Annotated in this window: 10 protein-coding genes; 2 read left to right on the forward strand and 8 right to left on the reverse strand. The window is 72.1% G+C overall.

Annotated elements, in window-relative coordinates; genetic code table 11:
• Nucleotides 1-201 precede the first annotated feature (201 nt).
• Nucleotides 202-1,179 (reverse strand): NAD(P)H-quinone oxidoreductase, encoded by a 978-nt coding sequence (locus ACWGJY_RS01760; protein ID WP_453258820.1) that lies wholly within the window; start codon nucleotides 1,177-1,179, stop codon nucleotides 202-204.
• Nucleotides 1,180-1,653: 474 nt separating this feature from the next.
• On the opposite strand from ACWGJY_RS01760, the gene ACWGJY_RS01765 reads away from it, so the two are divergent.
• The gene (locus tag ACWGJY_RS01765) at nucleotides 1,654-2,763 is read left to right on the forward strand and encodes a potassium channel family protein (protein WP_453258821.1); all 1,110 of its coding nucleotides are present in this window, start codon (nucleotides 1,654-1,656) and stop codon (nucleotides 2,761-2,763) included.
• A 38-nt stretch (nucleotides 2,764-2,801) separates the two neighbouring features.
• Here the strand turns inward: ACWGJY_RS01765 and ACWGJY_RS01770 are convergent, their stop codons facing one another.
• The 5 genes from ACWGJY_RS01770 to pdhA form a co-directional block, all read right to left on the reverse strand.
• A complete protein-coding gene (locus ACWGJY_RS01770) occupies nucleotides 2,802-4,676 on the reverse strand; it encodes a molybdopterin molybdotransferase MoeA (RefSeq protein WP_453258822.1) in 1,875 nt (624 codons plus the stop codon).
• Nucleotides 4,673-5,776: a DUF6457 domain-containing protein gene (locus tag ACWGJY_RS01775; RefSeq protein ID WP_453258823.1), complete on the reverse strand. Its 1,104-nt coding sequence runs from the start codon at nucleotides 5,774-5,776 to the stop codon at nucleotides 4,673-4,675. The genes ACWGJY_RS01770 and ACWGJY_RS01775 overlap by 4 nt, the downstream gene beginning before the upstream one ends.
• A 253-nt stretch (nucleotides 5,777-6,029) precedes the next feature.
• Nucleotides 6,030-7,742: a dihydrolipoamide acetyltransferase family protein gene (locus ACWGJY_RS01780; protein WP_453259042.1), complete on the reverse strand. Its 1,713-nt coding sequence runs from the start codon at nucleotides 7,740-7,742 to the stop codon at nucleotides 6,030-6,032.
• On the reverse strand, nucleotides 7,742-8,776 hold the full coding sequence (locus ACWGJY_RS01785; protein ID WP_453258824.1) for an alpha-ketoacid dehydrogenase subunit beta: 1,035 nt from the start codon (nucleotides 8,774-8,776) through the stop codon (nucleotides 7,742-7,744). Before ACWGJY_RS01785 ends, ACWGJY_RS01780 begins: the two co-directional genes overlap by 1 nt.
• Entirely contained in the window at nucleotides 8,773-9,966 is a 1,194-nt protein-coding gene (pdhA, locus tag ACWGJY_RS01790; protein WP_453258825.1) for a pyruvate dehydrogenase (acetyl-transferring) E1 component subunit alpha, read from the reverse strand. The genes ACWGJY_RS01785 and pdhA overlap by 4 nt, the downstream gene beginning before the upstream one ends.
• 225 nt (nucleotides 9,967-10,191) lie before the next feature.
• On the opposite strand from pdhA, the gene ACWGJY_RS01795 reads away from it, so the two are divergent.
• Nucleotides 10,192-10,710 carry an Lrp/AsnC family transcriptional regulator gene (locus tag ACWGJY_RS01795; RefSeq protein WP_453258826.1) on the forward strand — a complete coding sequence of 173 codons (519 nt, stop codon included), beginning with the start codon at nucleotides 10,192-10,194 and terminating at the stop codon, nucleotides 10,708-10,710.
• Nucleotides 10,711-10,869: 159 nt separating this feature from the next.
• On the opposite strand, the gene ACWGJY_RS01800 is transcribed toward ACWGJY_RS01795, so the two are convergent.
• A complete protein-coding gene (locus ACWGJY_RS01800) occupies nucleotides 10,870-11,460 on the reverse strand; it encodes a TetR/AcrR family transcriptional regulator (protein WP_453258827.1) in 591 nt (196 codons plus the stop codon).
• Between the two features lie 11 nt (nucleotides 11,461-11,471).
• On the reverse strand, nucleotides 11,472-12,983 hold the full coding sequence (locus ACWGJY_RS01805) for a 3-hydroxyacyl-CoA dehydrogenase (protein ID WP_453258828.1): 1,512 nt from the start codon (nucleotides 12,981-12,983) through the stop codon (nucleotides 11,472-11,474).
• Nucleotides 12,984-13,086 lie beyond the last annotated feature (103 nt).

The following is a 13,086-nucleotide window of genomic DNA, read 5'->3' on the forward strand; positions in this document are numbered from 1 at the left end:
GTAGCAATGCGCGAACGGAAACCTGGAGCGACCACAGTGCCCCTCCCGTGCCGAGCCGTCGAGTGACCTCCCCAGCGTCACATGTGATGAGATTCACGGCATCTCGGACATATCGTCCGGGTTGTTCGACGGGAACGCGGGAGGGGCGAGCGCGGGAGGCGCGGGTTACGGAGCGGGCGGCCGGGTGGGCGGGCGGGCGGCTCAGACCGTCAGCACGACCTTGCCGACATGGGCACTTGCCTCCACGATGCGATGTGCCTCGGCAGCCTCGGCCATCGGGAGCGTACGGTCCACGATCGGCCGCACCTGACCGTTGCTGATCAGTGGCCAGACGTGCTCCCGTACAGCGGCGACGATGGCCGCCTTCTCGTTCAGCGGGCGGGCGCGCAGCCCGGCGCCGGTGATCGCGGCGCGCTTGGCCATCAGGGCGGCGAGATTCAGCTCGGCCTTCACCCCGCCCTGCAGCCCGATGATCGTCAGCCGTCCGCTGACCGCGAGTGCCTTGATGTTCCGCTGCAGATATTTCGCGCCGATGATGTCGAGGATGACGTCCGCGCCCTTGCCGTCGGTGCCCTTGCGGATCTCCTGGACGAAGTCCTGCTCGCGGTAGTCGATGAGGATATCCGCGCCCAGCTCGGCACAGCGGGCCAGCTTCTCGGGACCGCCCGCGGTGACCGCGACCCGTGCGCCGACCGCCTTGGCGAGCTGGATCGCCATGGTGCCGATGCCGCTGGCACCGCCGTGGACCAGCAGCGTCTCACCGGGCCGCAGGTGCGCGATCATGAAGACGTTCGACCAGACCGTGCAGGTCACCTCGGGCAGCGCGGCGGCCGGGACCAGGTTCATGCCGTCCGGCACCGGCAGGAGCTGCCCGGCCGGGACGGCGGCCTTCTCCGCGTATCCGCCGCCCGCCAGCAGCGCGCACACCTCGTCGCCGACGGCCCAGCCGTGTATGCCGGGTCCGAGCCCGATGATCCGCCCCGAGCACTCCAGCCCCGGATACAGCGAGGACCCGGGCGGCGGGTCGTAGAAGCCCTGGCGCTGGAGCAGGTCGGCGCGGTTCACGGCGCTGGCCACGACCTCGATCAGGACCTCGCCCTCGGCGGGCTTCGGGTCGGGCACTTCCGCCCAGACAAGTGCTTCGGGGCCACCGGGCTCGGGGATAGTGATCGCTCGCATGGGCGCGAGGCTACTCGCCGTCCGCGCACGGGGCGACGGTGCGGGGGCCGACGACTGCCGCCGGGTCGCCCACCGGCCCCCGTATGAAGTGCGGTCATTCGTCCGGCCGGTGGGTCAGGGCGACGCCGCGGGGAAAAGGGGGGAAAGCGGCGGCCCGGCGGAGTACGGGCGCACCGCTGCGGGCGGAGCCCGCCCGGACCACAGCGGCCGGCGGAGCTTGCCCGGTGGCGGGGCGGCGCTTCGGACACGGCGTCTTGTCGCTCCGGTACGACTTGCCACTCCACCGGGTGAGGACCGCGGCATTGCCCCACGCCGGCCCCGCTGCCGGCGATATCAACGCTCCATGCTCAAGACGTCGGCCCGCCCCGCCGCTCGGCGCGCACGGGGCGTAAGGGTGCCTGAATCCCGGACCATGGGAGGCATGCCCCTTGGACAGCCCGTCGCAGCTCGCTCCGTTCCGGGAGCGTCGGCCGGATGAGTGACGAGCAGCAACCGCGCCGCACGCCCGGCAGATTCTCGATCCTCCGCTCCCTCTGGTCCCGCACCCGGACCGAGGCCAAGGACGACGCCGAGGCCGGCCGCTCCATCGTGATGCCCGCCCAGGGCATGGCACCGCCGCTCCAACAGGTCCTGCGGCGGCTGGTCATGGCGCTCGGCGTGCTGGCCGTCACGACGCTGCTCGTCTGGTTCGACCGCGACGGATACCGCGACAGCGCCCACCCGCACGTCGATTTCCTCGGGGCCGCCTACTACGCGACCGTCACCCTCTCGACCACCGGCTACGGCGACATCACTCCGGTCAGCGACAGCGCACGGCTGATCAACATCCTGGTCATCACGCCGCTGCGCGTACTGTTCCTGATCATCTTGGTCGGCACCACGCTCGAAGTCCTCACCGCGCGCACCCGGCACCAAGTACGTATTCATCGCTGGAGGTCCCGTATGCGAGATCACGTCGTCGTCATCGGCTACGGGACGAAGGGCCGCCACACCCTCAAGACCCTGATCGGCCAGGGCGTCTCCAAAGAGAACATCGTCGTGGTCGACCCGCAGAAGACCGCCGTGGACGCCGCCGGCAGCGACGGCTTCGTGGCCGTCCACGGGGACGCGACCCGCTCCGACACCCTGGCCAGAGCCGAGTTGCCGCGTGCCGCGCGAGTGGTCGTGGCGACCCAGCGGGACGACACCGCCGCCCTGGTCACCCTGACGGCACGCCAGCTCAACAAGCACGCGTCCATCGTGGTGGCGGTCCGGGAGGACGAGAACGTACCGCTGTTGAAGCAGAGCGGCGCCAACATGGTGATCACGAGTTCCAGCGCGGCGGGGCGGCTGCTCGGGATGTCCATGGCCAGCCCGAACGTCGGCACCATCCTGGAGGATCTGCTGACATACGGGAGCGGTCTGGATCTCGACGAGCGGCCGGTGACCAGGAGCGAAGCCGGTCGCTCGCCCCGCGAACTCGATGATCTGGTGGTGGCGGTGGTACGCGGGCACCGTGTGCTGAACTACACCGACCCGCAGGCCGCAACGCTCGAACTCACCGACCGGGTGATCACGATCAGGCAGGCACTGCCGAGCAGTTGAGGGGGCGGCTGCCGGCCGGCGCCGGTCTCGGTGGGGTGCTACGCGCCCCCGGGGGCGGTCCGGCCCGTCGCTGAGCCCGGCGGCCAACCCGGCGACGAGCCCGGCGACCAGCCCGCTGACCAGGGAAGTTCCAGTAGTTCGAGCTCGGCGCCGCGCTCCGCGCCGCCGGGTGGGACAACGGCCAGCGCATCGGCGGCGGCGATCCCCCGGAGCATGGCGGGGCCGTGGAAGCGCAGCGGCGCCGCCATCAGACCGTGTCGTGCGTCATCGAGGTAGGCGACCGGAACGAGCCGGGTGTCCTGCGGATGCCCGTGGACGGGGGCGGCCAGCGGCGTGCGGTACGGCGCGGCAGGAGGACGGGCGGCGAGCGCACGGAGCAGCGGTTCGGCGAGGGTGAGCAGGCCGGCGACAGCGGCGAGGGGGTTGCCGGGCAGGCCGACGAGATGCCGGTGCGGGGCCAGGCGGGCGAGCAGCATGGGGTGCCCGGGGCGTACCGCAACGCCGTCCACCAGCACCTCGGCACCCAGCCGCCGCAGGGTGGGGTGCACATGGTCGACGGGGCCCGACGCCGTGCCGCCCGTAGTGATCACCACGTCGGCGGTGGACTCCGCGACGGCGGCGTACAGGGTGTCGGCATCGTCGGCGAGATGGCGCGGCGCGGCCGCCTCGACGCCCAGCGCATGCAGCCAGGGCGCGAGCATCGGGCCGAGTGCATCCCGTATCCGGCCGTCCCGCGGCAGACCGGCGTTCAGCAACTCATCGCCCAGGACGAGAACTTCGGCGCGCGGCCGGGGGTAGGCGGTCAACTCGTCATAGCCGGCCGCGGCGGCCAGTCCGAGAACGGCAGGGGTCACCAGGGCGCCGACGGGCAGCAGTTGGTCGCCGCGCCGGCACTCCTGCCCCCGCGGACGGATGTCCTGGCCGGGCGGCGCGGGCTGCGGTGCGTAAAGCCGCCGTGCGCCGTCACTCAGGTCCCGTACCTCGCCGTGCTCGCTGCGCAGCACGGCGGTGGCGCCGGGCGGGACGCGCGCGCCGGTGGCGATCGCGATCGCATGACCGTCGTGGAGCGTCTCGGTGGAGGCCTGACCGGCGAGGATGCCGGGAGGCGGCCCGGCCTCGGAGGCACCCGCGGGGTGGTCGATGTGCCAGGGGCCGGGGCCGGACACCGCCCAGCCGTCCATCGCCGAGGTGTCGAACGACGGCAGATCGGTGAGCGCGTTCAGCGGCGCGGCGAGCGTACGGCCGAGCGCATCGCCGAGGGCCGAGGTCTCGGCCGCGGGCGGGCCGGGTACGGCGCGCTCGGCGATGTCCCGGGCGGTGTGCCAGGGAAGAGCGGCCGGGGTGGAGCGGGCGCCGGGGGCGGTGGGAGCCGAGGGGTCTTCGGTGCCGGAGGAATGAGGCGAGTGGGAGGAGTGGGCGGAGTGGGAGGGACCCGAGGAGTGGGAGGGACCCGAGGAGTGGGAGGGACCCGAGGAGTGGGAGGGACCCGAGGAGTGGGAGGGACCCGAGGAGTGGGAGGGACCAGAAGATCTGGGGTTCCTGGAGAGGCGGGAGGGGCTGTTCCCGGAAGCGGCGGGGTCGTCGAGGGAGAAGGGATCGTCCGGCGTATAGGGGACGTCGCCGCCTCCGGTGGGGCAGGAGCCGGTTGCCGCGGTCTTGCGAGTGGCGTACGGCACCCGCACGGTCGCCGGCTCGGCCCCCGCCTGGGCTTGGGCCTGGGCCTGGGGCCGTACGCGCAGCGGAGCCGCCGCGTTGGCCAGCGCGAGTGCCACGTCGAACGGGTCGTCGCGCTCCTCGCCCGCCGTATCTCGCCGCGCCTGGCCCGCCGTGCCACGGGGCTCCCCGCCGGACTCGCCGTCGGACTCACCGTCGAAATAGCCGTGGAAAATGCTGTGGAAAATGTCGTCGGTCATTCTGCGGGCTTCGTTCCAGCGCCCGTGGCACCGCCGGCATCCGCGGCGTCCTCGGCCCCCGTGGCCCCCTCGGCCCCCGTGGCCCCCTCGGCCTCCGCGGCCTCCGCGGCCCAGCGGTGGGCCAGCGCGGTGGCCCGGTCGGTCAGCTCCTGCACGTCCCGGCCCTGCCGACCCGCCGCGTATCCGATCAGGAAGGTCGTCAGCGGTGCGGCCGGCCGGGCCACACCGTGCGCCGCGTCGCGCGCGAGATCGAGAAGCGCCGCCGTATCGACATCGAGCTCGATGCCCAGTTCGGCCTTGACTGCAGTGATCCATTCGTCCAACACGTTCCCATGCTCCCTGATGCGGGCGCGTGCCGCGCTGAGGTCTTCCCAGGTGTCGCAGTCAAAGGATGCCGTGGTCGTGGCGTCCGGTACCCGTTCGAGCAGCAACCCGGTCATCAGCGCACGCAGCGGCAGCCCGCCCAGAGTGCCGTGTTCGGCCCGCACTCGCGCCAGCTCACGGCGCAGCGGTCCGGCCCGATAGGCGGCCACCAGCGGCTGGTCCCGTCCCGAGGCGTCCTGGAGGATCGCTCCGTCGCAGCGGACGGAAGCGTCAACGGGCGCAAATGCCTCACGACATGCGGAAGCGCCGTGGGGCACGGGAGCGTCATGAGGCACGGAAGCATCGTGGGGCTCGGGAGCACCGTAGGGCTCGGGAGCGTCGTGGGTCCCGGAACCCACGCCCGGCCCGGCCGTGCCGGTCGTTCGCGTCGCCGTCGCCGTCGCCGTCGCGAGGAGGCTCCGTACGGTCGCGGCGGTCAGGAAGGGGAGATCGGCGGACAGCACGAGCACGGTCGGGGCGGTGGTGTGCCGCAGGCCGGCGTCCAGCGCGGCGAGCGGGCCGCCGCCGGGCGGGTCCTCAAGGGCGCGGATGACGGCGCGGGTGGTCGGGCGACGAGGGCCGACCACGACGGTGGTCGCCGCATCGGGGCAGGCGGCGAGCACCCGGTCCAAGAGGGGACGGCCGCCGACGGACAGGGCGGGTTTGTCCGCCCCGCCGAGCCGCCGCGCCGCGCCCCCGGCCAGCACGATGGTGTCGTAGTCGGTGAGGTCGTCCACCCCTTGAGTATCGCCGGGGACAACGGCATCACACCGGAGCCGAAGCTGCGGAAGATGTCAGTTCCGCCACAACGGACGCCAGGGCCGGCCACGGCCGGGCAGCGCTCTGCCCCCACTCGTGGCAGCTGCCACCGGCCGCCACGGTGCCGTCGGCCACCCCAATGTGGCGACCACCGTCCTCCTCGGCCACCCCGATGCGGCGACCACTGTCCTCCTCGGTCCCCCGTCCCCCGGTGTCATCGGCCTTCCGACGTCACAGTGCCCGCAGCAACACCGCGGGCTGTTCCACACAGTCGGCCACGAAGCGCAGGAAGCCTCCGGCGGTGCCGCCGTCGCACACCCGGTGATCGAAGGTCAGCGAGAGCTGGACGACCTGGCGGACGGCCAACTCGCCCTCGTGCACCCAGGGTTTGGCGGCTATCCGGCCGACGCCGAGCATCGCCGCCTCGGGGTGGTTGATGATCGGCGTGGAGCCGTCGACACCGAAGACGCCGTAGTTGTTGAGGGTGAAGGTGCCGTGTGTCAGCTCGGCCAGGGTGAGCCCGCCGGCCCTGGCGGTTTCGGTGAGCCGGGTGATCTCGGCCGACAGCGTCTCGACCGTACGGGCATGAGCGTCCCGTACGACCGGCACCACCAGGCCGCGGTCGGTCTGCGCCGCAAAGCCCAGATGGACGGCGGACAGCCGGACGATCTCCTGGGCCTTGGTGTCGACGGTGGCGTTGAGCTCGGGGAACCGTGCGAGTGCGGCCGTGGTGATCCGGGCCAGCAGCGCAAGCAGCGACACCTTGGGAGCGCCCGGCGCATTCATCGCCCTACGGGTGGCGAGGAGTTCGGTGGCATCGGCCTCCACCCAGCATGTCGCCTCCGGGATTTCCCGACGGCTACGGCTGAACTTCTCGGCGGCCGCACCGAGCATCCCCCTCAGCGGGATCCGCTCCTCACCCGCCGTGGCACCGGCTCCCTTGGCCGGCACGGCTCCGGCGGCGGTTGCGGCCCCCACCACGCCCGTCGCACCGGCACCGGTCATCCTGTCGGCACCGCTCATCCCGTTGGCACTGCTCATCCCCTTGGCACCAACCGCGGCGATCGTGGCGACCGCCCCGGCAGCCCCCACCGTCTCCCCTTCCCGTAGCGCCCGGATCGCGCACTCGACGTCCGTACGGAGAATCAGCCCGTCGCGCCCGGATCCCGTCACCTCCCGTAGATCCAGGCCGTTTTCCCGCGCCATCCGACGCACCAGCGGGGAGATGACGGCCACCGTACGACCACCGGCGTCCGTCGCCCCGGCCCCGGCCGCCCCGGCCGCCCCGGCCGCTTCAGCCGCTTCAGCCGTCATGACCGATGCGTCCGCCCGTGTGGGCCCGGCTGCTCCGGTGACGCCTACTGCCCCAGCAGTCGCCCCGGCATCAGCCGCTCCGAAGGCACCAGGCGCACCACTGACCATTCCGGCCCCGGCCCCGGCCGCGCCGTCCGCCGCCCCTCCGGTCCGCCGCGGCGCTCCCCCCCTGGGACCCGCTCCGCCACCCGGCCGGATCCGGCGTCGCCGTGCTGCCGCCGCGCTCGTGCCGTAGCCGACGAGCACATTCCCGGAACCGGCATCCGCCGAGCCCTCCGCGGCCGGGCCCGAGGGCCCGCCGGACGCCGGCGCCGAGGGCCCCGCACCGGGTGCCCCGTCTGCCACACCCGCCCCGGGTCCCATGCCCGCCAGGTCATCGGGCACCGCCCCCACCGCGACCGTCACGAGCGGCGCTCCCACCGGGACTTCCACCCCCTCCGCACCGAAGCGGGCGGTCACCACGCCCCCATACGGGCACGGCACCTCCACCATCGCCTTGGCGGTCTCAACCTCCACCACCGGCTGGTCGATGGCCACCACCTCGCCGACCTCGACCATCCAGTGCACGATCGTCGCCTCGGTGAGGCCTTCCCCCAGGTCGGGCAGGGTGAATTCACGGACCACGGCCATCATTCACCACGTCCCTCGGTCCAGTCCGACTCCCACTGGAGACGGGCGACGGTGTCCAGAATCCGGTCCACGCCCGGGAGATGGTGCCGCTCCAGCATGGGCGGCGGATAGGGGATGTCGAAGCCGGCGACGCGCAGCACCGGCGCCTCCAGGTGGTGGAAGCAGCGTTCCGTGATCCGTGCGGCGATCTCCCCTCCGGGACCGCCGAACCCGTTGGACTCATGAACGACCACGGCCCGCCCGGTCCGCCGCACCGACGCGCAGACCGTGTCGTCGTCGAACGGCATCAGCGAGCGCAGATCGACCACTTCCAGGTCCCAGCCCTCGTCGCGGGCGGCCTCGGCGGCCTCCAGGCAGACCGGGAGCGACGGGCCGTATGTGATCAGCGTGGCGCTGCTGCCGCGGCGCCGGACCACGGCGCGCCCCAGGGGGGCGACCTCGGTGGGTGCATCGGGGGACCAGTCGGCCTTGGACCAGTACAGCCGCTTGGGCTCCAGGAAGACGACCGGGTCGTCGGAGGCGATGGCGGCGCGCAGCAGCCCGTAGGCGTCCTCGACAGTCGCCGGGGTGACGACCTGGAGCCCGGGGGTGGCGAGGTAGTACGCCTCGGAGGAGTCGCTGTGGTGCTCGACCCCGCCGATCCCTCCGCCGTACGGGATGCGGATGGTCAGCGGCATCGTCAGCGCGCCGCGGGTGCGGTTGCGCATCCGGGCGACATGGCTGATCAGCTGCTCGAACGCCGGGTAGGCGAAGGCGTCGAACTGCATCTCGACGACCGGCCGCAGACCGTACATCGCCATGCCGACGGCGGTGCCCAGGATGCCGGCCTCGGCGAGCGCGGTGTCGGTGCAGCGGTCCTCGCCGAATTCCTTGGCGAGGCCGTCGGTGACCCGGAAGACGCCGCCCAGGGCGCCGACGTCCTCGCCCATGACATGAACGGAGGGGTCGTCGGCCATGGCGTCGCGCAGCGCGCGGGTCAGTGCCTGCGCCATGGTGGCGGGCTTGCGCGCGGTCGCCGGAGCGGTGGTCGTCATGGCCTGGCCTCCTCGGCGGAGCCGTCGGCGCCCGCTGCGTCCTCGGTGTGTCCGTCGGCCGCGGCATCCAGCTCGGCGCACAACTGTGCCGCCTGGGCGCGCAGTTGGCTGGTCTGCTCGGCGAATACATGGGTGAACAGGTCCATCGGGTCCGGCTCCGGGTCGGCGTTCATCCGTTCCCGGAGGTCGGCCGCCAGCTGCTCGGCTCCGTCCCGGGTGGTGGCGACGAATTCGTCGGTCAGCAGATCGCGGGCCGCCAGCTCGTGCTCCAGCAGGGCTATCGGGTCATGGGCCCGCCAGGTCTCGACCTCGGCATCGCTGCGGTAGCGGGTGGCGTCGTCGGCGTTGGTGTGCGCCTCGATGCGGTAGGTGACCGCCTCGACCAGGGTGGGGCCGCCGCCCCTGCGGGCCCGCTGCACGGCCTCGGTGAGCACCTCGTGCATGGCGGGCGCGTCATTGCCGTCGACCAGGCGGCCGGGCATGCCGTATCCGACCGCCTTGTGGGCGAGGGACGGCGCGGCGGTCTGCTTGGCGAGCGGCACGGAGATCGCGAAGCCGTTGTTCTGCACGAGGAAGACCACCGGCGCCTGCCAGACCGCCGCGAAATTCATCGCCTCGTGGAAGTCGCCCTCGCTCGTGCCGCCGTCGCCCACCATGGCCAGCGCCACCACTTCGTCGCCCTTGAGGCGGGCGGCGTGCGCCAGGCCCACGGCATGCGGGAGCTGGGTGGCGAGCGGGGTGCACAGGGGGGCGATGCGGTGTGCGTGCGGGTCGTAGCCGTTGTGCCAGTCGCCGCGCAGCAGGGTCAGTGCCTGTACGGGGTCGAGGCCACGGGCCACAACGGCGAGGGTGTCGCGATAGCTGGGGAAGAGCCAGTCCCTGTCCTCGAGGGCCAGCGCCGCGGCGACCTCGCAGGCCTCCTGTCCGGTGGAGGACGGGTAGACCGCCAGGCGTCCCTGCCGGGTCAGGGCCGTGGCCTGGGCGTTGTAACGGCGACCGCGCACCAGCTGGGCGTACAGCCGGGTCAGCAGTCCGGAATCGAGCTGGGCTGCGGCATCCGTGCCCAGGAGACGATACGGCTCCTCGTCGGGCAGGAGGGGCACGGGATCGACGCGCGGGCGCCAGGCGGGCGGCGGGCCGGCCAGGCTGCTCTTGCTCCTGCTGCTGCCGGGCTGCTCGAGGACCGTCATGTCGAGCACCTCCTCGGATCGAAGGGGTGGCGCGATGCGCCTCATATGGGTGGTGGGCGGACGGCGGTTGGGCAGGATGGATTCGGCCAGGGCGGGTACGCCCCTGCCCTACCGATTGTTCGGTCGCTGATGCATTTTGGCTACAGGCGGGCTCAGCCTGTGGACAAACGGTTCTCCACAGCTTGAGATGAAGACAGGGCGTCCACAAAGGGGAGGCGGGACCATATGCCGGACGAACAGATGGCCAGTTCCAGCGGGCAGCCGCCCGCGGCGCACGCCCCGCCCTCACCGGCCGCACGCCCGCTGGACACCATCGACCGTTCGATCCTGCGCATGCTGCAGACCGACGGCAGGGCCTCGATACGCTCCGTGGCCGAGCGGGTGCACGTCTCGCGCGCCAACGCCTACGCACGGATCAACCGGCTGATCGACGAGGGTGTGATCCGCGGCTTCAGTGCCCTTGTCGACCAGGAACGGGCAGGTCAGGGCGCTTCCGCCTACATCACGCTGAAGATCGTGCAGAACTCCTGGCGGACCGTGCGCAAGCAGCTCACCACGCTGCCCGGGGCCACCCACATCGCGCTGGTCAGCGGCGATTTCGATGTGCTGCTGCTCGTCCACACCAAGGACAACCGCGAGCTGCGGGAGCTGGTCCTCACCCGTATCCAGTCAATACCGGAAGTGCTCAGCACGCGCACCCTGCTGGTCTTCGAGGAGACCAACCTCGGGCCCGAGGAGGAGTGACCCGCGCCCGGCGGCGGGCAGCGCCCCCGCCGGGCGCGGACGCCTCGGTGGCGGCCGGCGCAGGGCCCGCCCGGCTCACGTCGCGCAGGCCGGCACATACGAGGATCAGGGCTCGCCCGGGTCAGGGCCCGCCCGGGTCAAGGCCGGGGATTGCGCAGGTCAGGCCCTGCGCAGCCCCGCGAACGCCGTACGCACCACGGCTTCGGCGACCTCGTCACGGCTCACCGCGCCGCCCCGCCCCGGCCGGTACCACTCCACAATCGAGTTGATCATGCCGAAGAGCAGCCGGGTGGCCAGCCGGATGTCCACGTCGTCCCGGAGATCACCGTCGGCGGCGGCCTGCTTGAGCAGGTCGGAGACCGCGTGGTCGAACTCCCGGCGGCGTTCCATGGCCCAGCGCTCGGTGTCCGTATTTCCCCGCACCCGCAACAGCAGCGTGACATACGGGAGTTCGTCCATCAGCACCTCGGCCACGCGCCGGGTGACATGCTCCAGCCGTTCGATCGCCCGCCCCTGGAGGGCGCCCGGCTCCTCCAGGACACCGAAGAGCCCGTCCAGGGCACGGCTTATGGCGCGGTGCAGCAGTTCTTCCTTGCTGCGGACGTGGTGGTAAATCGAGGACTTCGAGATGCCGGCCGCCTTGGAGAGGTGCTCCATGGACGTGCCGTCGTAGCCGCGCTCGATGAACACCTCGACGGCGACCGCGAGCAGCGAATCGGGCGTATAGGTGTCGCGCTTGGCCATGGTCATGATTAGAGCACCTATTCCTCGAGGTCTGCACGGCGCCGGAGCGCCCAGGACGGTACGTAGCGTCCGCCGGCATTCTGGTGGTGCATCGAATCCAGCAGATCCCACACCCACTGGGCGCTGAGCCGGCCGACCCATTCCATGGGGCCGCCGGGATAGTTCACGCCCAGCCGCATGGCCGTGTCGATGTCCTCGGGACTCGCGACACCGCGGGCCGCGGCATCCACGGCAAAGTCGATGATCATCGCGATCGTCCGGGCGACGATCATCCCCGGTACGTCCTCGATCACGCTGACCTGCTTGCCCAGCGCCTGGAACAGCCCGACGGCCTCCGCGAGATCGGCCTCGGAGACCGCCTCCGAGGCCGCCAGGGCGATCCGGGTCGCGGCGCGGTAGTCCAGCGAGAGGTCGAAGCGGATGCACTTCCCGTTGACGTCGTAGGTCGCCGGACAGCCGTTGGTCAGCGCCAGACAGGCCCCGCCGGGCAGCCGGAGGAACCCCTCCGACTCCCCGGGGGTCCGGTCGCGGGTGACCTTGATGCCCGCTTCCTCGATGAGCTCGCGCAGCACCACCGCGGGGCCGGGCAGCTTCGCGTGCAGGCCGACGGACGCGGGCGCCGGACAGGGCCCCGCGGTCCGCGGTTCGGGCCGGCGGGCACCCTCGGAGTAGTCGAACCATCCCCGGCCCGCCTTACGGCCGTGCAGTCCGGACTCGACCAGCCGGCGCTGCGCCAGGGAGGGGGTGAACTTCGGGTCCTGGAAGAAGGCCTGCCACACGGAGTGGGTGACCGCCTCGTTCACGTCCTGCCCGATGAGGTCGGTCAGTTCGAAGGGCCCCATCTTGAAGCCGGTGCCGTCGCGCAGCACCGCATCGATGGTGGCCGGGTCGGCGACCCGCTCCTCGTAGACGCGCAGGGCTTCGGCGTAAAAGGGGCGGGCGATCCGGTTGACGACGAAACCGGGGGTGTCCGTGCAGCGCACCGGCTTCTTGCCCCAGGCCTCGACGGTGTCGTACGCGAGGGCGACGGCGGCCTCGTCGGTGGCGAAGCCACCGATCACCTCGACCAGGGGCAGCAGCGGCGCGGGGTTGAAGAAGTGCAGGCCCACGCAGCGCCCGGGGTGGCGCAGCCGGCCCGCGACCGCGGTCACGGACAGCGAGGAGGTGTTGGTGGCCAGCAGGCAGTCCGCCGCCACGACGCCCTCCAGGGCCGTGAACAACTCCTGCTTGGCGGGCAGTTGCTCCACGATCGCCTCGATGACGAGCGCGGCGTCGGCCAGCTCCGCGAGTGCCCCGGCCGGGGAGAGGCGCGCACGGGCGGCGTCCCGCTCGTCCGCCGGGATCCGTCCTTTTTCGACCAGCCGGTCCAGCCGCCCCACGATCGCCTCGACGGCTTGTCCGGCGCGCCCGGGAGCGGTGTCGTAGAGGCGTACGCGATGGCCGGCGACCAGCGCCACCTGCGCGACGCCCTGCCCCATGGTGCCGGTGCCCACCACTGCCACGGTGCTGCTGGTTCCGATTGCCGTCATGCCAGCTGATCCTCCCCGACCGACTTATCCACAGGCTGGTCGGGCACCCTTGCCCCGACCGATCGTTCGGTTACTCTAGCTCTGTTGCCCTGTCACTCCCAGC

The organism is Streptomyces sp. NPDC054765 (assembly GCF_053612065.1).